Annotated in this window: 17 protein-coding genes; 9 read left to right on the forward strand and 8 right to left on the reverse strand. The window is 37.3% G+C overall.

Annotated features, from left to right (window positions below; translation table 11 throughout):
• Positions 1 to 79: 79 nt before the first annotated feature.
• From EZ449_RS19515 to EZ449_RS19555, 9 genes are all read left to right on the forward strand, one after another.
• Entirely contained in the window at positions 80 to 445 is a 366-nt protein-coding gene (locus EZ449_RS19515; protein WP_225872379.1) for a response regulator, read from the forward strand.
• The gene (locus EZ449_RS19520) at positions 445 to 1,521 is read left to right on the forward strand and encodes a sugar transferase (RefSeq protein WP_131562082.1); all 1,077 of its coding nucleotides are present in this window, start codon (positions 445 to 447) and stop codon (positions 1,519 to 1,521) included. The genes EZ449_RS19515 and EZ449_RS19520 overlap by 1 nt, the downstream gene beginning before the upstream one ends.
• A 25-nt stretch (positions 1,522 to 1,546) precedes the next feature.
• Positions 1,547 to 2,224, forward strand: a complete 678-nt coding sequence (locus EZ449_RS19525; protein ID WP_131562084.1) for a TolC family protein — start codon at positions 1,547 to 1,549, stop codon at positions 2,222 to 2,224.
• A 9-nt stretch (positions 2,225 to 2,233) separates the two neighbouring features.
• Positions 2,234 to 4,372, forward strand: a complete 2,139-nt coding sequence (locus EZ449_RS19530; RefSeq protein WP_131562086.1) for an exopolysaccharide transport family protein — start codon at positions 2,234 to 2,236, stop codon at positions 4,370 to 4,372.
• A gap of 20 nt (positions 4,373 to 4,392) precedes the next feature.
• A complete protein-coding gene (locus tag EZ449_RS19535; RefSeq protein WP_131562088.1) occupies positions 4,393 to 5,673 on the forward strand; it encodes an O-antigen ligase family protein in 1,281 nt (426 codons plus the stop codon).
• A gap of 101 nt (positions 5,674 to 5,774) precedes the next feature.
• On the forward strand, positions 5,775 to 6,950 hold the full coding sequence (locus tag EZ449_RS19540; protein ID WP_131562090.1) for a glycosyltransferase: 1,176 nt from the start codon (positions 5,775 to 5,777) through the stop codon (positions 6,948 to 6,950).
• Between the two features lie 11 nt (positions 6,951 to 6,961).
• Positions 6,962 to 8,158 (forward strand): glycosyltransferase, encoded by a 1,197-nt coding sequence (locus EZ449_RS19545; protein WP_225872380.1) that lies wholly within the window; start codon positions 6,962 to 6,964, stop codon positions 8,156 to 8,158.
• Positions 8,155 to 9,009: a beta-1,6-N-acetylglucosaminyltransferase gene (locus tag EZ449_RS19550; RefSeq protein WP_131562094.1), complete on the forward strand. Its 855-nt coding sequence runs from the start codon at positions 8,155 to 8,157 to the stop codon at positions 9,007 to 9,009. The genes EZ449_RS19545 and EZ449_RS19550 overlap by 4 nt, the downstream gene beginning before the upstream one ends.
• Before the next feature lie 14 nt (positions 9,010 to 9,023).
• Positions 9,024 to 10,115 (forward strand): acyltransferase family protein, encoded by a 1,092-nt coding sequence (locus tag EZ449_RS19555; protein ID WP_131562096.1) that lies wholly within the window; start codon positions 9,024 to 9,026, stop codon positions 10,113 to 10,115.
• Here EZ449_RS19555 and EZ449_RS19560 read toward each other — a convergent pair whose 3' ends face one another.
• The 8 genes from EZ449_RS19560 to EZ449_RS19595 form a co-directional block, all read right to left on the reverse strand.
• Positions 10,116 to 10,895, reverse strand: coding sequence for a glycosyltransferase (locus EZ449_RS19560; RefSeq protein ID WP_131562098.1), 780 nt, complete (start codon positions 10,893 to 10,895; stop codon positions 10,116 to 10,118).
• 17 nt (positions 10,896 to 10,912) lie between these two features.
• Positions 10,913 to 11,776, reverse strand: coding sequence for a glycosyltransferase family 2 protein (locus tag EZ449_RS19565; protein ID WP_131562100.1), 864 nt, complete (start codon positions 11,774 to 11,776; stop codon positions 10,913 to 10,915).
• 22 nt (positions 11,777 to 11,798) lie between these two features.
• Complete coding sequence (locus EZ449_RS19570; RefSeq protein ID WP_165499814.1) at positions 11,799 to 13,148, reverse strand: lipopolysaccharide biosynthesis protein; 1,350 nt, start codon at positions 13,146 to 13,148, stop codon at positions 11,799 to 11,801.
• A 70-nt stretch (positions 13,149 to 13,218) separates the two neighbouring features.
• Entirely contained in the window at positions 13,219 to 14,244 is a 1,026-nt protein-coding gene (locus EZ449_RS19575; protein ID WP_131562104.1) for a CgeB family protein, read from the reverse strand.
• 217 nt (positions 14,245 to 14,461) lie between these two features.
• A complete protein-coding gene (locus EZ449_RS19580; RefSeq protein WP_165499815.1) occupies positions 14,462 to 15,316 on the reverse strand; it encodes a cupin-like domain-containing protein in 855 nt (284 codons plus the stop codon).
• A 1-nt stretch (position 15,317) separates the two neighbouring features.
• Positions 15,318 to 16,046 (reverse strand): 4'-phosphopantetheinyl transferase family protein, encoded by a 729-nt coding sequence (locus EZ449_RS19585; RefSeq protein ID WP_131562108.1) that lies wholly within the window; start codon positions 16,044 to 16,046, stop codon positions 15,318 to 15,320.
• A complete protein-coding gene (locus EZ449_RS19590; protein ID WP_131562110.1) occupies positions 16,039 to 20,109 on the reverse strand; it encodes a non-ribosomal peptide synthetase in 4,071 nt (1,356 codons plus the stop codon). The genes EZ449_RS19585 and EZ449_RS19590 overlap by 8 nt, the downstream gene beginning before the upstream one ends.
• A 3-nt stretch (positions 20,110 to 20,112) precedes the next feature.
• On the reverse strand, positions 20,113 to 26,646 hold the full coding sequence (locus EZ449_RS19595) for a polyketide synthase (RefSeq protein WP_131562112.1): 6,534 nt from the start codon (positions 26,644 to 26,646) through the stop codon (positions 20,113 to 20,115).
• Positions 26,647 to 26,664 lie beyond the last annotated feature (18 nt).

Here is a 26,664-nt window from a genome sequence, read left to right on the forward strand (position 1 = left end):
GTTTTGATGATCAAATCTTGAAAGAGATAATTAACAAATTATGAATTACATCAATATTAAGAATGGAGGTCTGCAAACTATGAAAAAACATATACTACTGGTAGATGGAGGATTGAATCTCTCTAAGTTAATGCACTTTATCCTATCGTCTGATTACAAACTTACCATTATGACGAGTGGAATTGAAGCGTTAAGTTGGCTGGAGGAAGGTAACGATCCCGACTTAATTATTACTAGTCTTCGAATGCCTTATTTTGATGGTGGTTTGTTTATCCAAAATCTAAAATTAAGTGGATTTTATCGCAACACACCTGTAATGTTGTTATCAGGAGAAGAAAATCTTCATGAAAAGGTAGAGCAGATGTCGTTCAAGATAGATGGCTATATGGAAAAGCCATTTAACCCAACAATATTAAAAAATCATATTAACAGATTAATTGCCTAATGACTACAATAGCCATTGAGGAGTCAACAGCCAATATTAAGATCGCTTATTTTGGCACTATACTAAGCAGCAATTTAGCGCTCCAACTTGAAAATAATTTCAGGTATATTTCTTTCTCTGATAATTTAAGTGCCTATTTAGCTGAGCAAAGCCTGTTAACTTTGCCAGATGTAATTATAATGGAAGTTGGCGGTAATGATGAAAGCTTAAAACAGGTTGCCTACATTAAGCAACATCCTGTGCTTAAAAACCTTATCACAATCCTCATTGGGCTTGATGGTAATGAGGAGCTTAGAAAAAAATCATTAAACCTTAAGGTAAATGATTATTATGCCTATCCATTCCCGATGGAGGATTTTTTTGCCAGAATTAACTTCTTGGTAAAATTTAAATCTATAAAACCAAGGATGCTTGAATTGCCGAGAGTAATGGAGCAGCGTTATCGGATGCCTGTAAGCAAAAGAATATTTGATGTAATTGCCTCGGGTTTTGCATTGTTATTGCTTTCTCCATTGTTCATCGTTATTGCCATTTTAATCAAGTTAGAATCGAAAGGGAAAGTTATCTATAAAAGCAAGCGTGTAGGTGCAGCCTATAAAATATTCGATTTTTATAAGTTCAGATCGATGCGTAGCGATGCGGATAAAATGTTGAATGACTTGGCCGCCCTTAACCAATATGCCAATGAGGGCGATAACAAAAATGGTAAATCTGCTTTTGTTAAGTTTAATAACGACCCACGGATTACTCGCCTTGGTAAAATACTTCGAAAAACCAGTATTGATGAATTGCCGCAATTGATTAATGTATTTATTGGTGATATGTCTTTAGTGGGTAATAGGCCACTTCCGCTTTACGAGGCAGAGCAGCTGACTACAGATCGTTGGTCTACAAGATTTAACGGCCCCGCAGGCCTTACAGGTTTATGGCAAATTAGCCGAAGAGGACACAAGAACATGTCTGAGAGCGAACGCAAAGAGCTAGATAATTACTATGCGAATCATTATTCTATTTTCCTTGATATGAAAATTATCATTAAAACCATACCCGCACTTATTCAAAAAGAACAAGTTTAGATTACAAAACAGTATTAAAAATATCATGAAATATTTCTTCCTATTATTCTCAATGCTAGTTATTGCTACTAGTGTAAGCGCTCAAGAATCAATCATCCCTAAAATCAATTATGCCGATTTGGAGAAGTACGTTGAACTGGCAAAATTAAATTATGCTAAACGTAAGGTTCAATTTACCAAAGGAGAAAGTCTTAAAACCAGTGTTACTGTTGCTAAAATGTCTTATTTTGATATCTTCAATGGCTCGTATATTTATAGACCTAATGGCCAATCGGTTGTTGATCCAGTTAACCCTTACAATGTAAATGGTCTTCAATTTGGAATAAGTGTAAGTCTTGGAACTATTTTGCAGAAACCTTTTTTAATTAAAAAAGCTAAGCAAGATTATAAGGTTGCTCAATTGGAGCTGGAAGATTTTGATGCGGAGCTTTCTGTTGAGGTAAAGAAACGATACTACGACTATATCGAACAATTGGGGAAATTAAAAATATATACCCAAAGTGCACAAGATAGCAAAGGCATATCTGATAGCATGAGAAGCAAGTTTGAAAAAGGGCAAATTACCCTTGATCTTTATAACCAAGCCCGTATAGAGTTAACCTCAGCTTTCAGTCTTCAAATTCAAACGGAATCATTGTTCTTAAAATCAAAAGATTTACTAGAACAAATCATCGGTCAGAAAATCTCCACAGTTAATCAATAGCTTTTCGTAATGGATAAGAAATCCCTAGTCACCCAGTTCATGAGATTTAAATGGTATTTTATTGCGATACCAATTGTTGCTGTATTAATAACCTTTTTTCTTGTAAAGAAAATGGCCAAGCAATACATATCTGAGGTTCAGATATCGACTGGTCTTTTAGATCCATCAAAGAAGGTAGTTAGCAACGAAACTGTTGATTTTTTCGCTGTGAATCAACAATTTGCAAATATTATTGAGAAATTTAGTAGGAAACGAATGATTAACATTCTAACCTATAACTTAATGATACACGATTTATCTGATCCGAAAAAATCGTTCAGAGATCATGCTGATCCATTAAAAAAATTAAACGATTCAGATAAGACAAAAATCGTTTCGATATTGCAAAGTAAACTTGCAACAAAGGCATTGCTTACACTTGATGATAATAAGGGAACTTATAAACTGTACGATCTTGCAGAAAGTATGGGTTATGGAGAAGAAACTTTGAGAAAAAAACTCGATATCTCTCATGCAAATAATAGCGATTTGATTACGGTTGGCTTTATTTCTGAGAATCCAAATCTATCGGCTTATGTTGTTAATACCCTCTCGAACGAGTTTTTGAACATTTATAGTTTGGATGTTTCTACTAACCAGAGTAATTCTGCCATGCTTTTAGATTCGCTACTTAAATCTAAGGAGCTTGTAATGAACAGGAAAAACGAATCGCTTTCAACTTTTAAAAGAACTAAGGGCGTACTTAATTTAAATGAGCAATCGGCCACTGTCTATAACGAGATTTCGAAATATGAAAGCCAGCGGGCCGACATGTTGCGTACAATCGTATCAAACCAAGGCGCCATTAACACAATTGTTGGAAAATTAAGGGGTAGCGATGCCTACGTTAATGGAAGCAGCAGAGCTGATAATAGAGAGATTGTTAATTTAAAAAGACAATTGCAAGCCGCCAATAATGCCTTTATAGATGGTGGTTTTAAGCCATCAGACCAGCGCAAGATTGATTCACTAAATAAATTAATTACCATAAAGAGTGATATTAATGCTGATGAGAATGTTTTGGATCCAAGAACATCAAAGCAAAGTCTTGTACAGCAGAAACTTGATTTGGAAATAGCGCTACAACAAGCCAAAAGCGGGATAAAATCTATTGATACTGAACTAAGTACCTTGAGAGGAAGATATGCTGGGATGGTACCTTTTGATGCGGATATTCAGAATTATGAGCGTGACGCCGATATTGCGACAAAGGATTATATGGCTGCGCTTGATCGTTATAACCAAAGTAAAACCAGCCAAAGCTTAGGTTTACACCTTAAGATTGAGCAAGCAGGTTTGCCAGGAAACCCTCAGCCATCAAAAAAGGTTCTTTATGTAGCAGGGGCCGGCTTTGTAAGTATTGCACTCTGCCTTGGCGCATTATTTTTATTGGTTTTATTAGATGAAACGATAAAGGATGCAGACCGATTGCGTAAGCTTACCAAATCGAACGTAATTGCAAGTGTTTGCAAAATTAACACCAACGAACGTAATCCCAGCGTAATTTGGAAAGAGAATGGTGGTGATTTAGCACTAGAGCAGTATAGAAATGATATTCGATCTTGTAGGTTTGAGTTACTTAAACAGCTAGACCATGACGATGACCAAATTTTAGGTATAACCAGTTTGGAACCAAATGATGGGAAAACACAATTGGCCTATAGCCTTGCTTATTCTTTTGCTATGGTTGGTAGAAAAACACTCCTTATTGCAGATAATTTACCTTTAGTGGAGACAAATAGTAAACAAATTTCGGTTAATCAAAGTTTCCAAAATTTTATAGTAAAGAGAAAATTGCAGACAGAGGATTTAATTACTGTGATGACCAAGAATGCGGCAAAAAACTCTTTGCTAGAATCACAAAGCTTCCATAACCTTAAAAGTGGTTTCGAAATTTTAAAGAATGAATTCGATAATATCATCATTGATATCAATAGTTTGCAAGATCTTAACTTGGCTAAGGAGTGGTTGCTTTTTACCGATAAAAGTATTACAGTATTTAAATCGGGCAATAAAATTTCAAGTGATCAGCATAAGCTTGTAGAATATATACAGCAGCAAGAAAACTTTGCGGGATGGGTGTTTAACCAAACAAGCACAGCAACCTAACCGAAAAAAAGGCTTAAGAAATGCAGAGAAGCATATTTATCGTTTTATTACTCTATTGTTTTTTATATGGTATTTTATTCCGTGAGGTTGGCGGCATCCCTTATGGCCTTTTTGTAGAGGGATTAATTATCATAACCATTATTGCGGTAATTATTATTACCCCAAAGTTCGATTGGAAAATCATTAATAACGATCTTTTCTTTTGCGTGCTGATTTGGTTGGTAGTAAGTATACTGGAGGTTATCAATCCTGCGGCAAGTGTTCTTGGTTGGATTGCCGAATTGAGAAGCATAGCTTTATATCCTTTTGTTATGGTATGGCTTGGCTTTTTAATCTTTAAAACACAAAAGGATTTAGATCTTTTCTTAATGATTATTATCGGATTATCTGTTCTGGCAGCCTTAAATGGGATTAAGCAATTATTTTTTGGATTAACAAAGGGCGAAGCGGCTTTTTTGGAGGCGAATGCCTCTACCCATTTATTGTGGGGTAGGTTAAGGGTATTTTCATTTTATACAGATGCTGGTCAGTTTGGGGCCTCTCAGGCTCAGGTAGGTTTAATTGCCCTTATACTCGCTTTCGGAAAAATGTCTGGCCTAAAAAGAATACTAATGCTTGCTTGTGCGGGATTGTGCATTTATGGTATGCTTATCTCGGGAACAAGAGGAGCTCTTTTTGCGTTAATAGCAGGTGGAATTGTTGCCATTATTTTGAGCAAGAATATAACCACTATTGTATTGGGGAGCCTATTGGCCATATCATTTCTTGGAATTTTAAAGTTCACGCACATAGGCGATCAGAATTATCAAATCTACCGATTGAGAACCGCATTAAACCCAGAGGATGCATCACTAAACGTGAGGTTGATTAACCAACAAAACTTAAGTGCGTTTATGGAAACCATGCCATTCGGTGGTGGCCTTGGATCATTAGGTTACAACGGGTTGCTTTACAATTCGGGCACTTACCTTTCAACTGTACCACCAGATAGCCTTTTTGTTAAGATATGGGCGATGTATGGGGTAGTAGGTTTAACAATTTGGTTTTCGATTATGATGTTTATTTTAGGTAAGTGCTGCGGCATTACCTGGTCTATTCAGGATCGCGAACTTCGAATAAAACTCATTGCATTAACCGCTGGTTTTGCTGGCATTTTATTTTGTAGTTATGGTAATGAAGTGCTAAATACCATGCCTACAGCAATTGTAGTTTATCTCTCGTGGGTGTTTATATACCTAGGGCCAAAGTTGGAAGCACAAAAGAAAAACATAATTAGGATTAAAAACCCATCCTTAAACTAACAACATGCCATTCGAATACTTTATTTTACCTGGTCTAATCTGTTTTGTAATTGCTTTTTTTAAGGCGATAAAACATTATAAACAATCACAAGAACAAGCCAATGATTTCTGATATCCTTAATATATGCTGGCTAATTATTCAATTGCTAATTGGATATAACTTGGTTTTGCCATTATTAATGGCCGTTATTTCAGGGTTTTTCAAAAACGCTTACTTGTCTACTGGAAATCAGCCAAAATATGATTATGCCATTGTGGTTACGGCCTATGAGCAAACTGGATTGTTGCCACAGGTAATTGCATCTTTACTAAAATTAAATTATAGCAACTATATTATTTACTTGGTTGCAGATAAGTGCGATACCAGTAATTTGTTTTTTGATGATGATAAGGTAATCTTGTTGAAGCCAGAAACCGTGCTAGCAAGCAATATTAAATCTCATCAATATGCTATAGAAAATTTCATCCGTCCGCACGATATTATTACCATTATCGATAGCGATAATTTAACTGATCCAGAATATATCAACGAGCTAAATGTTTTTTTCGATAATGGATTTGAAGCGGTTCAAGGATTAAGGAAAGCAAAAAACCTAAACACTACATTTGCTTGTTTAGATGCTGCTAGAGATTTGTACTACCATTATTATGATGGAGAGATACTGTTTAAATTAGGATCTTCAGCTACATTAGCCGGATCGGGTATGGCTTTTAAAACCAACCTGTACCAAGCCTGCATAACTGATTTAGCGTATTCGGGTGCTGGGTTCGATAAGGTTGTGCAAGCAAAGATTCTTTTGGCTGGAAAGCGAATTGCTTTCGCTAAAAAAGCCATTGTGTACGATGAAAAAACCACCAATGCTGCACAACTTGTTAATCAGCGATCGAGATGGATAAATACCTGGTTTCGATTTTCTAAATTTGGGCTAGATATCCTTGCTCAGGGCATTAAGAAAGGCAATATTAATCAATCATTATTTGGCTTAATTGTGATCAGGCCACCACTGTTTATCTTTCTTATCTTATCTGTACTTTTTTTGGGCATTAGTTTGATAATAGGCTCTTCAGTTTATTTATTTTGGATAATGGGCCTGTTGAGCTTTGTAATTGGCTTTGCAATTTCCTTGGTAAGGCAGCCAACCGATCCCAAGATTTATAAATCACTTATCAATATTCCAAAATTCATTTTCTTTCAGGTGGTTTCCTTAATCCATGCAAAAGGTGCGAACAAGAGATCTGTAGCAACAAAGCATATTATTAATACACAAAACAGTTAATTCTAATCATTTTGGAAAATCAAGACATTATAATTGTCGGTCAGCAGGGGTGGGACACAGAAATTGGAAGCAATTGTAAAAATATTGCCTTAGAATTCTCTAAAAAGAATCGGGTTATATATGTTAATCCCCCGTTAGATCGAATTAGCAAATGGAGGGGAAAAAATGAACAGCGTATCCAGAAACGTTTAGCTGTAATTTCAGGCGCTACGAATGGCTTTGTAATGGTTGAGAAAAATCTTTATGTCCTAGATCCTGATTGTTTAATAGAATCGATTAATTGGCTACCCGTTGGGAAGGTCTATAATTATTTAAACAAAATTAATAACGAGCGATTTTTTGCCTCAATTAAAAAAGCCGTTGATCAAATTCATTTTAAGAGTGATATGCTGTTTAACGATAGTGATATGCTCCGAAGTTTTCATCTAAAAAAGTTATTAAACCCAAAAATAAGCGTTTACTATTCTCGAGATAATATGTTGGCCACCTCATATTATAAAAAGCATGGATCGGTAATGGAGCCAAAAATTATTGCCCAGAGCGACTTATGCTTTACCAATTCTGGTTACTTGGAAAATTACTGCAAAAAATACAATATAAACGCCTACAATGTTGGGCAAGGTTGTGATTTTAGCCTTTTCGATGAGCCTGCAAATTATTCTGTTGAAAAGGAACTTGAGCATATTCAAAAACCACGTATAGGCTACATTGGAGTTTTAACATCAGCCAGGTTGGATATCGATATTATTGAACATATCGCCTTAGCCAAACCAGATTGGAATATTGTTTTAGTTGGGCCTGAAGATGATTTATTTAAAAAGAGTGTACTGCATACCTTACCCAATGTGCATTTTCTTGGGGCAAAACCTGTAGATGCGCTACCCAATTATATTGATGCATTCGATGTTTGTTTTAATCCGCAGCTTTTAAATGATCTAACGATAGGAAATTATCCAAGGAAGATTGATGAGTATTTGGCGCTTGGTAAGCCTACTATCGCTACCAAAACAGAAGCTATGGAGGCTTTTAAGGATCACGTTTTTTTAGCAGATGGTAAGGACGATTATGTTTCTGGAATTGCTAGCCTTTTAAGCGAGGACAGCAAGGTCTTGAACGATAACAGACGCACATTTGCAAGGTCGCACACATGGACAAACTCAGTAGATTTAATGTATCAATTAATCAAAAAGTTTAAAAAATCTTTATGAGAATTGCTAATATCATTATGGCATACAAAAACCCGAGGCAGGTGGAGCGTATGATTTTAGCAATGGACCACCCTGATTTTGATTTTTATATCCACTTAGATAAAAAAATAGACATGGCGCCGTTCCTGTTTCTTAAAGATTTGCCAAGGGTTAACTTTATCCAGAAAAGAACGGTTTGTAATTGGGGTGGGTTCCAATTTGTACGGGCCGTGTTCGAATCGTTAACAGCGGTTTTGAACAATGGAATTCGTTATGATTTTTATAATCTCCTAAGTGCTCAAGACTATCCAATAAAGCCAATGCCAGAAATTGCTAAATTCTTCGAAGATAATATTGGTAAAAGCTTTATGTCTTACGATATGGAAAATGGCGAAGCTTGGTGGGCGCATGCAAAATCGAGGTATGAAACCTATCATTTCACCGATTTTAGCTTTAAGGGTAGATATTTGTTGCAACGATTGGTAAACTCTGTACTTCCTAAAAGGAAATTTCCCTTAAAGGTTAAGCTCTACGGCACTTGTGTTTCTAGCTGGTGGTCTATTTCTAGCGCTAGCGCAATTTACCTTAGCAATTTTGTTAAAAATAATGCCAAATTAATGCGATTTATGAAATATACCTGGGCTGCCGATGAATTTTTAATGGCAACATTAATTATGAATTCTATTCACAAAGACAGTGTGGTAAATGATAATTTAAGGCTAATTACTTGGCAGGATGATCTTCCAAATCCAATAATATTTAAGGCTGGAGACTATGATAAAATTTTAAAGTCAGACAAATTATTTGCACGAAAATTTGATGTTGAAGTAGATGAAACTATACTTGATCTGATTGATCAAAACGTGCTTTAAAATATTATAGAAGAATGAAACATAGGTTTTTGGTGTTGGATATGTTTAGGGGGATTTTCGCAAGCTTGGTTGTGTTTTATCACATGAGTGCGTTTTCTGATACACCAATTTTAAATAACGATTTTATACGCAATAGCGATATGTTTGTCGATTTCTTTTTCGTTTTAAGTGGTTTTGTAATCTGTTACTCTTATCAACAAATCGATAGTACGGCTAACCTTAAGCTGTTCCTTAAAAAAAGATTGATGCGTTTGTATCCATTACACCTCATTATGCTCCTTGCTTTTTTAGGTATTGAGGGGATAAAACTTGTTTTACAAAATCATGTTCAAATCAATAACTCGTTAGATAATTCCATTATCACTTTTTTTTCCTCACTTTTCCTCATCAATTCTATAAAATTACCGGGCGTTCATGATATCGGTTGGAATATGGTTAGCTGGTCTATAAGTGCAGAGCTTATAAGTTATGTTGTTTTCTCCATCACGTGTTTCTACTTAAGTCTTAAAAATAAGAACTTATTAAAACCGATTACTTACGTGGTTATAGCCTTAGTCGCCTTTTTGCTATTATATGTATTTACCAATAACATCAAGCTAGATTATACTTATGATTTTGGTTTTTTAAGGGGAATGATTGGCTTTTTCTTAGGTGCCTTTTGCTTCTATTGTTTTAGTGCTTCCTACACAAAACTGAGTGTGCTTAAGTCTACCTATTTTACGATAGCTGAAGTTATTATGGTGGGCATTATTATTATGGCCATAATTAATGGAAGGCAGTTTAAAGAATTTGGAGCAATTTACGAGGCCATTTTCTTTCTCTCGATTATGGTTTTTTCATTCGAGAAAGGCTTGTTGTCGCAATGGCTTACAGGTGTAAAGCCATTAAAAAACCTGGGTAAGTTTTCTTACTCCATTTATATGGTACATACCTTATTCATTAGTTTGTTTAACGTAATATTTATCAGGCTGTTGAAATTGCCAACTACTGCTTATTCCTTTTTGTTTATTATAAACTTTATTGTTATTTATATCGTGGCAAGCTGGACTTATAAACACATCGAAATGAGGTTCCAGTTAAAATCGGCGAATAGAAAGGTAGATTAATTAGCTTAAGGGTTTCATGGTTAAAATATCATAATTATACTTTAACTGTCTGTACGTGTCTCTAATTACTTTTACAAATACATTCGGCCTTTGCTTCCAGTTTGTTCTAGTCATTGTACTGGGTTCCTCGGCTGAGTTTTTTTGCAATATTAGGTTTTGATAATCCTTATAGAATAATCCTTTGCCTTTATTTTGGATAAACGAAATACACATTTTATATTCAGTTGTATCGCCTTTTAAACCTACGGGATACTTACCAAACTTCTCTGCAAAAGTAGATCGTCTCAGGTGTGGGTGATCCGTATAAAAATAGATCTTATCGTAATCCAAAGCCAATGTCGGAATATACATTTCATCGAAATCCTGATTGTAAGGCTTTAAATACGGATAAGGATAATAGGCGTAATATTTTACTATATCCAAGGCCGGATTGTTTAACATGCATTTTAAGCCGTTATAGAGCTTTTCTGGAAATAGGTTGCTGGGTTCGAAGTCTTCTTGAATGTAAAGCGTAAATGGTTTAGTAACGATGGCCTGCCCTTTATTAATATTATTGCCAAGTCCTTGATTTGTTTCGCCTCCCACCAACTGAAAATCATACGCCAAGCTCATGTTTTTTAATTGTTGCTGATAAATAGGCTTGCTACAATCATCAGAAACAATAATTTCTCCAAAGGTGCATCCCATCTTTCGAAAAGTGCTCAAGAGGTTTTCTAAAGATTCAGGTCGATTGTAATGCGTAACGAGTAAAGAAATATCAGGAAAATTATAGGAAGTCATGGCTTAGCTTTTGGCAGTTATTCGTTTTTACTGGTTTTGGTATCGTGAGATGGATGTGGCGTAAATAGGCTAATTACGTTGCCAAATTCTAGTTTTAATCTTGAAAAAAGTGCAGTAGTAAAGCTTCCATCGCGTTGTAGTGTTCTTGGAGCAGTCCAAACCCTTGCCTCGTTTGATCTTACTGGCATTATTTTGCCAAACTGCATCAAGTCGAAACATAATCTACCATCATCACCCCTGGTATTATGCATAATATAGCCAGCTTTCAATCCAAATTCTTTTACGTAACCCATACTAATTCCATAAGCATTTAAATAGGGCCGCTTAAGTTGTCTTAGTTCTGCAGCAACGTCTTTTAGTTTTTCCAATAGATAAAGTTTCCAGCGTGGAAATCCTGCTTCAGGGATAAAAGAATATCTACCGTATACACAGGCTACATTAGGTTTTGTAAGTTCAGCCATCATTTCATCTACCCATATAGGTGGATAAACGCAGTCTGCATCGGCCAATAAAATGTATTTACCTTTCGCCCGTTCCATTCCCAATTGTCTCGCTGGCCCACAGCCCTGTATTTTTTGGAAATAATTGGTTACGTTTAGTTTATCTAAAGTTTGTTGCGTTCTATCGGTAGAGTTATTATTTACCACAATAATCTCAATTGGGTATTTTGTATTGAGATCAGCTAGACTGGCAATATTTCGAATGATGTTCAATTCTTCATTCCAGGCCGCAATTAATATGGTTACTAATGGCGCCTTATTTTGTAATGCATTCAATTTTATATTAACCTCAGCAAAGAAAGAAGATGGAACTTCATCAATACTTTTATAATCGAGATGATAATTATTTACCCAACTTGGGGCTTTTAAGATCGTTTTCATGTGTTGAAGAATTCTTTGTGCATTATGTTGTTTTAGACCATTTAAATCCATTAAGAACCAGTCTTTTAATTTCTCTAAAGCTCACTAAATAACTGTCGAAAATGGAAAAGGTCTGGTAGCCTTTACTGATATGATAATAGGATATTAAAATTGCAACTAGCGTTGGAAAAAATGTACCAACCACTAGGCCGTATATATTGCCAAAGAAATATATACCAGCGAAATCTGTTATAACATTGATTATTACCATAATAATTACCTTATAAAGATTAATTTGTGGCTTGTGGATGGCATCTAAAGTTACGCTCATAAAGCGATCGGCAGGGGAAAGTAATGCAATAGTTGCGCTAATGCGAAAAATATTTACAGCAATATTCCCGGCTTCTGTGCCGCTATATTTTCCTCCGCCAATTATGCCTAACGCAAAACCGGCAAATATGTAAGTTCCAATTAGAAAGGGAATAAGGCAGATGGTAATTATTCCAATATACTTGTGCATAATGGTTATTAAATTGTTTTTATCGCCCTTATTATATGCGCTCGAAAGCGATGGCATGGCGGTGGCAACAAAACTTCGCAATGGAATTTCAACAACTTCCATTAGCCTCCTACCAAGATTATACACCGCCAATGATGATGGACCAAGCATAAAATTGATCACAAAAGTATCGGTTACGCCAAATAAACTAGAACTAATGGAAGTGCCCACTGTGTACTTGCCAAAATCGAAAAGCTCTTTAATGCAGCTTTTGGTTCTTTTTGCTAAAAGGCGTATTCCCGACCATCCCAATGCCATACACAAAATACTCGTAATGGCACCAGCAGCAATATTTGCGAACATTAGATTATTTAAGTTGGCCTGCTTTGTAAAAATTAGAAATGCCAAGGAGAAAATAAGGAAACTCACTTGAAATAGCCTTATGTAGAGCAGTCGCCCAAATTTTAAATCGCCCTGTGCTATGCACATTGTAACAATCATCGGTAGCGATGCCAATAAATTTAACGAATAGTATCTTGAAAAATATTCTAAACTTTCATCGCCCACGAAATGAACAATTACCAATAATGGAATATTTAAGAGCAAGAGTATGCCTGTTGTGGTGCTGGCAATAAACCATGTAGATCCAATAATCTCTTGGCACCTCTCTAAAGATGATCCTGAATAGAATTTTACAAATGCCGTAGATAAAAACCCCTGTCTAAATGTATCCAGAAAGGAAAGCATGGCTTGAAAGAAAAACCAAATTCCTATATCTCTAATGGAAAGCGAACGGTAGAGAATTGCCGTAAGCAGAAATGTGAGCACAGACATACCACCAGTTCCCATTAAAGAGAGAAAATGTATATTCTTAAATTTGCTAATGAGTTTCATGTGGTGGAAATTTGACAGCCTTTTTGTAGTCACCATAACGGTGGCGATTTTTTTATCTGAATATTTGGGTTTAGTTTTTCATTTTTTCGAAACTCTCGATAAATACTCTCTCTATCCAGTTGTCCATTGTAAAGCCATTTTTGGGTGCAAATTTGGTGTTGTCTTCAATGAAATTTATTGGTACTTCGATTTTATTTAAGTTGATTATCGCAATTTGGCTGGCATCAAAAACAGGATCACTAGCTACCCATTTATTTGTTGTTATTACTTTTTTTCCTGATCCCAGTGCATCAAGTACCCTCATCGCCAATCCCGATTGTTTGGTGTTACTAACATCTATAATGGTTTTGGATTTTTCCAGATTTGCAATGTATTGGCCCCTCGACATTGTGCTTAGCTTTATTAACTTCCAATCGATATCCACACCTTTTAATCTTTCAATGATATAATATCGGATAGGCATATAAAAATGCATTTTGAGTGAATAGTTATTAACCTTTGCAAACTCAATAAAATCCAACAAGCCCTTGTATCTTTCGGGAAGATAGGAGCCAAAGTAAAAAAGGTCGTATTCAAAATCCTTACTTGCCGTTTTTTCGCCCATTGCCTTAATTTCATCAGTGTAAAATGTTGGGCTATATTGTATTTCTGGATGGTTTTGTACATCCTGATAATCAAACGATAGCTTTACATCAAACTCTGGTAAGATATTGTAGTCATCGTTCAGATTTAAAAATGGGCTATTGGTATTAGAATCCCATTGAAAATTAATTGCCTTAATGCCTGGATTTAGTTCCTTAACTGTTTTAACAAACCACAGCGGCATTTTAAACCCCCGAATTACTAAAAAGTAGTCGAATTTTTTATTGCTAATCTGTTTTAAAATCTTTTTATAGTGTTTTTCCTGATAAGCCTCTAGGTGCGATGGTAGCAAGCGATTTACAATTCCATATTTTATACTGGTATCTCTCTCAGGGAAATAAGTAACGTTTCCACCATAGTTTTTTTCTAGCTTTTCTATCAATTGTAAATGATAGTAGTAGAATTTTACACCAATGTATAGTATGTTCTTGTTTTGTAATTCAGGTCGGGACATCAATGCTAATTATCTTATTATGCTCATTTCAATTTCAGCTATTTTTTTAACACAAATTTTATATGAAAGTGTTGTTTGTAAAGCCTAAATGAGCCTTAAATTTACTTAACGAAATTACAGGATAAGCACCTCTATGCCCATAGCCCTTTAATACCAATTTACTGCGAACAGCTTACTTCTCATGATATTAAGATGCTGGTAGCTTGATACTTCATTATTAGGATTTGAAATATTCTTTCAATCTGCAGGTTGTTCCTGCGGCAACTGCAAAGCCATAATTTAAAACTGCCTTACCAAGGTTTTCATTCCTTTTAATGTGGAACATATCCTTTCTCCACGCACCATAATTGGAGCGGTTGAGTTGATCGAATATTAAGGATATATTTGCCTCCTCGGCAACTGTTGTGTGCCATATTCCATTTGGTATAAAAAGTGTCTCTCCTGGCGATAATATCACTTCAAGCGCTTTTGCATGCCTAAATTTTGGATATTTCTCATAGTCGGGTTTCATGATGTTTACCGGGGAAAGAAAATTTGAATACCCATTTTTACCTGCATATAAAAACTCATCTTGATCGCCTGGAAATAAAACAAATTTTTTCTTCCCATGCAATTGCGTAATCCATGCATTGGTGTGGTAAAAATCCTTATGTAATGAATATTGATTTCCTTGACCACCAAAGAACAAATTGATGTTCTTCCCAAATTTGCCATACGGAAAAATGTCTGATTGAAACCAATTTGGTGTGGCATAATTCATGTGAATTGGATTAATGTGTTCCAAGAAGTCGGGCAAGTCTTCTGGCAACTCGAAAGAGATGGGATATGGAGCTGGATTTTCAGGCGTGCTGTTTTTTATTAACTCAAGAATTTCCTTAATGTTATATGTTCTGCCCTCAAAATTTATCGTTCTATCGCCAAAATTCTGCTCAAAAAATGCAGGATCAAAGCTTTTTTTCGGCCATGCACTCGATGCATTTTTAAATACCACAGGTATGCCCTTTTTTAAGTGTTCTTCTATAAATTCCTGATATGATATTGAGGATCTTTTTTCTACAGCTTGTATGCTCATGTTAGTCGGGTTGATAGTTCCAAAATTTAAGCCTAACATCACTATCTGTAGTGGCCAGACTAAAAATATATTCTTTATTAATGCTGCCACTTTCCAAGTAGTAGCGCTTGGTATTTCTTATAATTGTTTTATCCTCACAATTAATGCTTAACAAATCGTCAATTAATCCCTCACCAGTTGCTTTCAGAATGGCTTCTTTCCTAGTCCAGAATCTGTAAAACATTTCCATTTTATTTTTTGAGCCCGATATGGTCTCTGCCTCGCTTTCATCAAAACATACTGGAATGAGTGGCGCATAATCAAAAGCTCCATTCATAAATTCTACATCGAGGCCAATGGGCAATTTACTTATGCCAATTAAAATGCAGTTGTGGCTATGGCTAATGTTAAAGGCTAAACCTTGTACGGTTGGCTTTTTGTTGGCCGTTTTGTTAAATTCTATACTGGCCGGAACCGTTGCTGTAAATGCGGAAACGATATGGCGTATGGAATGTCGGGTGGCGATGAAACGTTTTTTATCGTTATGCTTTAAAAATTTTTGCGATTGAATTAACTCCTCCTCACTCAAGATATATTGATATTGATTGTCAATTTTTTGATAATAGTTTGCCACATGTACCTTAAACAAATGGCATTCTTTCGAGTTTAGTCCGCCTATCGAAGAAATTTTTTTCCAATCTACCCACATTGGGCTTTCCATTAACTTTGGCTCGATTGCTTGGTTAATCATTTAAGCTTGCTTGTAGAATTTTTGCAAATTTTTCGTTGTTTGGTGCTAATAGAAATGTGGCATGATCTCCTGGAATTTCATATACTTCGACGCCCTTTTTAGCAAACCTGTCCCATCCTAAATGCTCTAAATCATCGAGATAATAAAGCCTTTCCGTTACCCGATACAAGGTTACTTTCAAATCAGATGGTTTCAAAAAGTAGTTCTCATAGGCATGATCATACTTTTTGTAAATTTCCTTTTCTTGTGCTGTCATTAACGCCCATTCAAAGCCATCTTCAGCATTAAATAAACTAAATATTCGGTTCTTGGTCGTTTTAAGTTGATATTTCAATGTATCCACGGGTGCTTTTTTAAAGGACTGTGCAATAAAGGGAACTTTTTTAAACTGTCTTTTTAGGAAGTAGCCCAGGTTATTATTCGTATCCTCTGCTAACACATTTCTACCAGTATCGGTATCTACAACGCCCAAGGTATCAATGGTTTTACCCATATTTTGCAGCTGCCGAGCAATTTCAAATGCAATGAAACCGCCTAGGGAGTAGCCTACAATGTTATAGGGTCCATGGGGATTGGTTTCTAATATTTCATCAATATAGCGTGAGGCAATTTCTTCGATGCTGTTCGGAATTTCTTCCCACTGATCTAGACCTAAAGCCTGAATGCCATAAACCGGTTGATCATCATCAAGGAAAGGAATAATGGATTTGAACAATAAAACATTTAAACCACTTCCATGAATAAGGTAAATAGGGGTTTTGTTTCCTTGTTGGCGAATGGGCAAAACCGTTGTCGACCTTTTAGTTTCTTGATTTGCATTTAGCACGCTCGCCAGCTTTTCGAGCGTTGGATTGGTTAGGAGCGTGGTTAAAGGAAGCCGGATGCCGATCTTTTTCTCCAATGCGACCATCATTCTAACTGCCATAATCGAGTTTCCACCTAAATCGAAGAAATCATCATTAATACCTATTGTTTTTACGCCAAGGCAATCTGACCAGATTTCGGTTAACATCGCCTCGGTTGTTGTTTTAAGCCGATAATTTTTAGGTGGATTAAGTTCCCCAATCAACGGAATGGGCAAGAATTTTTTATCAATCTTTCCATTAGGCATTTTTGGGAATGCTTTCAAGGCGACAATATGATCTGGCACCATATAACTTGGAAGCAATTTTGCTAGATTCTTCTTAACATTGTCGATATATTCCCGTGGTAGCTTAACCAGTTCAATTGCCCCGATTTTTTCGCTATTTGATGGTATATCGAAAAGGTCTTCCAAAGGGGTTTTAATTTCGGCTAAAAACTGATCGGTAAGTATAATGTAGGCAACCAAATATTTTTCTCTTCCAGCATCTTCTCGTTGCATCACTATTGCCTTGCTAATTTCTAGCTGATTAGCCAAAACTGATTCTATTTCGCCAAGTTCTATCCTATGCCCCCTAATTTTAACCTGATCATCCAATCGGCCAAGGCATTGGATTTCTCCGTCTTCGAGCATTTTGCCCAAGTCCCCGGTTTTGTAAAGCGTAGAACTTAGTGGGTAGCCTCGGTTTATAAATTTCTCGTTGCTAAGCTTTTCATTATTTAAGTAACCAAAACCTACACCTTTACCGCTGATGCAGATTTCTCCTATTTCACCTATTTCTACTGGTTGCCCAAATTGATCATTAATCTGTACTTCGGTACTGTGAATTGGCTTGCCAATGGTAATTAACTCATCAGTCGCAAGAATTTGTTTTCCGATTGAATATATTGTTGTTTCGGTTGGGCCATACATATTCCAAAGCTTGGCGCCAGTGGCCAATATTCGCCTTGCGAGCGCTAGGTTTAGTTGTTCGCCTCCAACAATAACCTTGAGCTGATCCATTTTTTCCATCCCGCAATCTAGAATCATTGCCAAAGTTGATGGTGTTCCCTGAAGCAGGGTTATTCCTTGTTCCTTAAGTGCCTGATTGATTAATCGACCATCTTTTACAACTTCTGATTCGGCTATTACAACCTCCGCACCCACGATAAGCGGTAGAAAAAGTTCTAAAATGGCGATATCAAAGGAGATTGTGGTAATGGCCAGCAATCGATCGGATACAGAGATGCCCGGCATTTTTTGTGTACTGAGTAAAAGATTAGCCAAATTTTGGTGACTGATTTTTACACCCTTTGGATTTCCTGTTGAACCTGAAGTATACAATACATAAGCGGCATCTTCCAAGCTGGTTTCGACTGGCTGGGAGGTATTTTCTTGATATATCGTTTGAAAAATAACCTCATTCAAGGCCAAAATTTCGATCTCTGGATTTAGGTCAAACTCATTTGCGGCGCTGTGTAAAAGTAACGTTGCACCAGAATCTTGTAACATAAACTTGATTCGATCTTCTGGCAAAGCTAAATCAATGGGTAAATAAGCTGCGCCTGTTTTCAATATTCCAATAATACCAACCAGCATTTCCGCTGAACGGTCTACTGCGATGGCTATGATATCGCCCTTCTTTATTCCCTTGTTCAACAATACTGAGGCAAATGCATCTGAGTTTGCCTTAAGCATGTTATAGGTTAGGTGTTTCTGCTTAAATGTTATGGCTACACGTTGCTGATGAAGAAGCGTTGATGCCGATAATAAATCTAGAAAAGATTTGCTATTCGTTAATGCCTCACCCTTCACTATCGATTTTTTCGATCCGATTGCAATTGCATCACAAATCTTAGTACTTGGATCTGTTATAAAAGTTGTGAGTATCACTTCCAGATCAATGATCATTTTCTCAATAGATTTTGAAGAGAAAAGTTGGGTATTAAAATTCCATTCCAGTGTTAATCCTTCGCTTGTATCTGTAGCGTTTACAAAAAGTTCGAAAGTTTCTGCAACTCTGGCATTCGAAATAATTTGATGTTGCAGGTCGTCGAATATTACAGCGCTATCCATACCCATATCGATATTGAATACTACAGGTACAAGTGGAATCCGAGAATTGTCTCTTTTAAGTTTTAGAGCGCTTACCAACTGGCTAAAACTATATTGTTGGTGCTCATAAACTTCCATTAAGGATTCTTTTCGTTTCCTCAAGTAATCATTTAAAGGGGTTGATGGATTAACGCTACTAATAAGTGGCAGGATATTAACGCAATGCCCCACGGCGTTAAAGGCCTCGGTAACAGATTGGCCTGCCGATGGAAGACCAATAATTATTTCCTTTTGCCTGGTTTTTTTATAAATGAGCACCTCAAATAAACCCAACATGGTGGTTACCAAGCTGCAGCCCAGCTTTGCCCCAAACTTCCTTAAATCATCAACCAACTCCTTACTTAGCAACTGATCTATCCGATTTGATTTATAGGTCCGTTCATTAGCGCTAACAAAGTCTGTAGGTAAATTCATCTCGGGGATCTCCCCAGCGTAAGTTTTTAACCAGAAATCGGCAGTAGCTGAAAAAGCCTCACTCTTAAGAAATTTATCTTGCTCTAAGGCGTACCTGCTCATTTGAAATGGCTCGGGCAATAAGGCTTGTTGGCCGCGGCAGTAAGATGTGTAAAGTTTACTAACTTCCTCTAGAATAATTCCCATAGACCATCCATCGCAGATAATGTGATGAATAATTAAGGTTATCAAATGTTTTTCTTCCCCAAGTTTATTGATGAAAACACGAAAAAGTGGACCGGCTTGTAAATCAAATGGCAAGGCCATTTCTTTGGCAATGAACTGATTTAAGTTATGTTGCTGAATCTCTGGTTCTTGGCTTGATAAATCGTTGTAGACGGGATTCCATGAAAGATTTTGATAAACGATTAATTTCTCTCCATCGCCGCTAATTATGCTCCGTAAAGATTCATGCCTTTCTACCACGTGTAGGAAAGCTTTTTTAAGATAATCAATTGCTAAACCACCCGTAAGTGAAATGGAAATAGACTCATTATAGGCCAAGTTTGCCTGCTCTCCACCAATGAGGCACGACATTAATATTTCGGATTGGGAAGTGTTAATCGATATTATCTTTTCTATAAATTGATCCTGATCAAAAGGGTTAAAATCTACAGGGACTAATGTCGGCTCATTTTCTAATATTATCATCATTTTCTATTTGGCCTTAATCTGTAGAAAAAGCTGCGCATCGTTCGGATCGGCAATAAACCACTCCGGATTACCAAATTTATCTTTCCCTAATCTAGCGCCTGGAAGGGGAGGGTTGCTATTGTCGATAACAATTGCATTTTGATCATAGCGGCCAAAGCCAGGAATAGTGCCTTTAAAAAATCCAGCATCGATCATTCTATCCATCGACCATACGAATGCATTGATGATTTTATCAATATCGTGGTAGCTTGTAGCCTCGGTCATGAAGCATGGAAACCCATCCAAAATGTGTATTCCACGTTCTCGAAGCAATACAAACAAAAGTTCGCTGTATGGAATTTCCTCTTCGAACTTGAGTTTCCACATCGAACCATAATTCACAATAATTATTGGAAGTTGTCTGATCGAGAACTCATGATTTAGCGCTTTGCTAATGAAATTGCCTTTGTCGTTCAGTTTTTGTTGCAAGCTTGCGCCCTGACTTTTCATATAGTTTAGCGAAGCTTTTGCTGCTGCAAGGGCTAAAGGATGGCGGACAAATGTGCCAGCAAAATAAGTAATGCCAACTTCTGGTGTAGATTGATCGCCATAGTTCCAGCTTCCTCCATCAAGGGCATCCATTAAAAACCTTTTGCCTGCAATTACACCGATAGGAATTCCAGCACCTACCACTTTTCCGTATGCGGCAAGGTCTGCCTTAATTCCAAATAACTCCTGTGCGCCTCCAGGTGCCATTCGAAATCCGGTGATTACCTCGTCGAAAATTAAGGGTATAGCTGTTTCATTTGTTAGCGTACGTAATTCTTTAAGAAATTGTAATGGAATAAATTCGGGTCTTCTACTTTGAATAGGCTCTACCAATACCCCTGCAATTTCATTGGCCCTTTCCTTAATAATCGCAAGCGTTTCATCGGTACCATAATCCAATATAAGAATATTTTGCACTGCTTCAGCCATAATGCCTGCTGCAGCTGGGTACGATTTGAGTTTTTTGGTTCCACGAACCAATACTTCATCAAAAATACCATGATAAGAACCCGTAAATGCAACAATTAACGATTTGCCTGTCACCGTTCTCGCTAATCTGATACAGCCTAATACAGCTTCCGAGCCTGTGCTACAAAGACCAACGCGGTCGAATTTTGTAAAGTCGCAGATTAATTGGCTTACCTCTGCTGCAAGTTGGTGCTGTGGACCAACCTCAAAGCCCTTTTCAATTTGTTGATGAAGTGCTTCCTTAACACATGCAGGCTGATATCCAAGCATGTTAGAACCAAAACCATTCAAGGCATCGATGTATTCGTTGCCATCTAAATCCCACATTTTACTGCCGGCCGATTGCGAAATTACGATCGGATAAACCAGTTCTTTTGTTGCCGGTTTAAAGCCATTCACCACCCGCGGGTCGGCCATAAATGAACGGCTTTGATCGGTATAGGTTTTACTCTTAATCGTTTTTTTATTGTAACTGGAGATGAGATCCTTTAAAAAGATATCCTGTTTTTCAGTTAAATCTCCATTTGTTTTCTCTATTTTAGGTGTAGCACCAAACGGCTTGCTCAGAATCGCCTTATCGGCTGCCGTTAACTCATCATTGTTGTTTTCTTGAGCAGGTTTTTTGTTAATAATTGGAGCTTTTGCTGGAAAACTATTTCCCGGTAATGGTATCGGTGAAATGTTGGTTTGGGTATTGTTGATCAGCTGGATTTGCTTTGCCAATAACTCTAACTGTGCAGAAACTAATGATAATGCAGTGTAACTTCCATCACTTGCAATGGTCACCGTTGGCGTAGCAATTGGTGTTGCAATGGCTATTACCTCAGGTTCTGGTAAAATTGAACACAAATAATTAACCAGTAGTGTTATTGATCCACAATCATCATTTAGCTGCCTGAAGGTAATTGGAACCTGAAATTCTTTTTTTAATGATGCTGCAACTTGTGTAAGCAACAACGAATCTAACCCAATTTCGATGAAATGTTTATTGAGGTCGATTTGGTCTAATTCGATTCCTGAGGCGTCTTCGATCACTTTTTTTACACTAGCGATCAGGTTATTTTTTCTCATTTCTATATTTTCATTGTCTGGTATTCCTGCCGGATTCTGTGCGTTTTTTGCTCCATGCACTGGAGCAATAAGGTTATTGTTTACTGCATCTACCCAATATTTTTGGCGATCGAAACGGTAGGTTGGTAATTCGATAAAATTCAGTTGGTGGGTTTTATAAAATAGATCCCAGTTTGTAGTCACGCCCGCATTCCACATATTTCCTATAGCAGTTAGCGTACTTTGGCTTCCATTTGCATGGAGTGGGAGGCTTGCTACAGCTGTTACGGCTATTTTTTTAGCCATACTTATTTGCTTAATTAAGGTGGTAAGCGTTTGCCCAGGACCAACTTCTAGGAAAGTAGGATTATAATTTTCGATTATATTTTCTATGGCTGCAGAAAATTTTACTGTTTGCCTTAAATGGTTTGCCCAATAATCTGTACTTAGGGCTTCTTCATCGCTTAATAATTGGCCTGTAACGCTCGAAATAATTGGAATTTGGGGTGTTGAACAAATTACCTGAGCAACCAATTCTCTAAACGCTGGGATAACAGGATCCATCATTGCAGAATGAAAGGCGTGGCTCGTAAATAAGGCTTTATTAGGAATCTCAAGCTGATCTAACACGTTTTTGAAAGCGTCAATTTCTGCGTGAGGGCCAGCAACAACGCACAAATTATCGGTATTTATTGCAGCAATCGACAAACCTGAAGTTAATAAATCTGCTATTTTTTTATGTTCATAACGAACAGAAAGCATGCTTCCCTCGGGTAATTTACTAATCATTAAGCCCCTGAAAGCCACTAACATTAAGGCATCTTTTAAGGTAAAAATTCCTGCAAAATGTGCAGCAACATACTCACCAACACTATGCCCGCAGAATAAGTCGGGCTTATAGCCCCAGCTCATCCACAGTTTTGCCATGGCATATTCCGTAGCAAAAAGTGCTGGTTGTGTAAATTGCGTATTCTTTAATAAATTTGGAGAACCGTTAGTGGATCTAACAAAAATGATTTCCCTAATATCTGTTGATATAAATTCCTTTAGCAGCTCACCACACTCATCAATCGCCGCTTTGTAAACGAGTTCGTTTTCATAAAGGTCGATCCCCATGGTTTCAAACTGAGCGCCTTGGCCAGGAAATGCAAACACAAGTTCATCTGGAGACCTTAACAGTTGGCTAACTGTTGACCGCTGTGTTCTATGAGCAGCCATTTGTTGGGCGATTGATTGTTTATTGTCGATTACTAAAAATTCCCGATGATTGAAATCGTGTCTTGATTTTCCTAATGAATAGGCAAGGTCTTGAGCATTTACTTCATGATTATTAAGTACATGCTCTTCCATTATCTTTCCATATTCCTGTAGGCTTGTATCGGTTGCCGCCGACCAGGTAAGTAAGGAGTATGGTTGATCGGCTACGGGATATTTTGCTTGGTTCTGATATTCAGAAACAATTAGGTGGACGTTGGTTCCACCCACACCAAAAGAACTTACCCCAGCAATCCTGTTTTCGCTTTCCCAATTACTAAGCTTGGTGTTTACAAAAAACGGGCTGTTATTAAAATTGATATTCTTGTTTGGTACTTCAAAACCAATAGATGGTAAAAGTTTCTGGTGATGAAGGGAAAGGCATGTTTTAATAAAACTCGCTACGCCAGCAGCTTCAGTAAGGTGTCCGAAATTACTTTTTATTGAGCCAATTGCGCAATACTGTTGTTTTTCTTGGTTTCCAAATGCATCAACCAATCCATCAAATTCTATCGGATCTCCGATTGGTGTTCCTGTGCCGTGGGTTTCAATGTAGCTAATCTCACTTGCCTCAATGCCTGCGTCTATAATGGCACTGCTGATTGCTTCGGCCTGACCTTGTGCACTTGGCGCTGTAAAACTAGCCTTATCGGCACCATCGTTACTCACGCCAACACCCTTAATAACGGCATAAATCTTATCGCCATCTCGCTCTGCATCTGCCAACATTTTTAAAAGAACAATTCCTGAGCCATCACTAAAAACCGTACCTGTTGCCTGATCGTCGAAAGGTCTGCAATGGCCATCCCTACTTAAAATACTGCCCTCTTGGTAGAGGTGGCCGCTATTTATTGAGGCATTAATGCTCGATCCTCCAGCTATGGCCAGTTCGCATTGACCAGCTCGGAGGCTATTTACTGCTTCTAAAATTGCCAGTAGCGACGTAGAACAAGCCGAATTAATATTAATTGCCGGGCCTTTCAAATTTAAATGGTAGGCCGTTCGAGAGGCTATATAATCTTTATCGTTTACGGTGGTTACCTGTAATTTTCCTAAGTTTTCAATTTTATCTGGATGGGCAAGGATATTATTTTCGTAATAAAAATTAGGTCCACAACCTGCAAAAACACCTGTTTTGTAAGCAGATTTCGATGGCAGGTGACCAGCTTTTTCTAATACTTCCCAAGCAATTTCCAGAAATATCCGCTGCTGCGGATCCATAAGTTCAGCCAGTTTCTTGTTTATCCCAAAAAATGAGGGATCAAACATCGTTGGGTTTTTGATTACACCTCGGGCTTTTACATAAAGTTCATCCGTTGTTAGGTGTTTAGGCAGGTCAGCTTCTAATTCATCATCCCTGAAAAAGGTAGTTGTTTCTTTACCTTCGCACAACAGTGCCCAAAGTTCATCAATCGTTTCGGCGCCAGGAAATCTGCCTGCCATCCCAATCACCGCAACCTCTGATTTTAATTCTTTTTTTGTCTGATTCTGGTTTCGCTTGATTGATTGCTTAAGGCTTGCAATATATTTTAAGATTCCACTAATGGATGGGAATTGGTAAAGCTTGCTGATGGGTACAGTGAATTGTTCAGCATCCATAGCGATAATTACCCGCTGTGAGGAAAGTGAATTGCCTCCCAAATCGAAAAAATTATCAGTAACACCAACTCTCCTTACACCTAGTACCTGCTTCCAAATATTAGCGAGTATTTTTTCTTGGGCTGTTTTTGGAGCCACATAGGTGTTGGTTAGCAATTCTGCACTATCCGGAATTAATAATAGATTCTTATCAATTTTTCCGTTTACAGTTAATGGGACGCTTTTTAGCTCAACCCAAAGTCTAGGCACCATATATTCTGGTAATCTCCCAGCTAAATAACCTTCTATTTCCTTTTTATTTATTGTAGTATCTGATACGATAAAGGCAACAAGCTGCTTAACCAAATCGGGCGTTTCTTTTGCTAAGACAACACACTGCCGAATTTGTGGAAACGTAGAAATCACGTTTTCAATTTCACCGAGCTCTACTCGGTAGCCACGAATCTTTACCTGATCATCAATCCTGCCAATAAACTCCAAATTATTTCCTTCAAGCCACTTACCAGTATCTCCGGTTCTATAGAGGCGCTCATCACTAATGTTGGGGATGCTGATAAAGCGCTCTTGAGTAATGGCATTTTGGTTTAAATATCCCTTTGCAAGTTGATTGCCTCCAAGGTAAATTTCTCCAACTTCGCCGTGAGCAACTAATTTTTGCTCCTTATTTAACAGAAATATTGATACGCCCTTTAATGATTTCCCGATTGGGATGGTATGTAGGCCATGCTCATCATCGGCATTACATTTATAGCTTATTGCCGTTACACAGGCCTCTGTTGGGCCATATACGTTATAAAATTCTACTTGATCTTTCCATTTTAAGAAGAGACTTTTCCTACATACATCACCTCCAGCAATAATTCTTTTTACAGCTGTAAACCGCTTTGGATCAAGATTTTCGAGAAAGCCTGGGGTACCATCTAAATGATTAACTTTTTTATTTTCTATGTAAGTAGAAAACCTTTCAACATCGAGTAGCAGTTCATCATCAAGCAGGATTAAGCAAGCACCATTCGTGAGGGCTAAAAAGAGTTGTTCTACAGATGCATCAAATGAATAACTGGAAAACATTAAAATCCTGTCCGAATCCTTGATGCCATAATAATCGCCTTGATTACCTATAAAACTGGTTAATGCTTTATTTTGAATCATTACGCCTTTTGGATTTCCGGTTGAGCCCGAAGTAAAAATGATATAGCTCAAATCATCTTCACTTTTAGCTATGATAGGTGCGGAATCTGGCATCTGGTCAATCAATTCAGCATCTTGATCTAGTAAGATACTTGTTCCCTCAAAATCCATTTTACTTTTAATGGTAGTAAGTAGTACTGTTGCATTCAACTCATCAATAATGTATGTTTTACGAATAGTTGGGGAGGCTGGATCAATCGGTACATAGGCAGCGCCCACTTTTAGGATGGCCAATATTCCAATGATCATCTCAAATGAACGCTCAGCCAGAATTGGAACAAGGGTTTTTGGTTTTATGCCACATTTGATCAGATAATTGGCGAGCTGATTTGACTTTCTCTCCAATTCTGCGTAGGATAAAGATTGCTCGTAAAATTCTAGCGCAATATTGTTAGGGTAGGCTTTGCTCTTGATTGAAAACAGGTCTGTAACTGTAGTAGGGGACATACACGAAACTGGTTTATT

This window comes from Pedobacter frigidisoli, from assembly GCF_004331675.1.
Classification (GTDB): domain Bacteria; phylum Bacteroidota; class Bacteroidia; order Sphingobacteriales; family Sphingobacteriaceae; genus Pedobacter; species Pedobacter frigidisoli.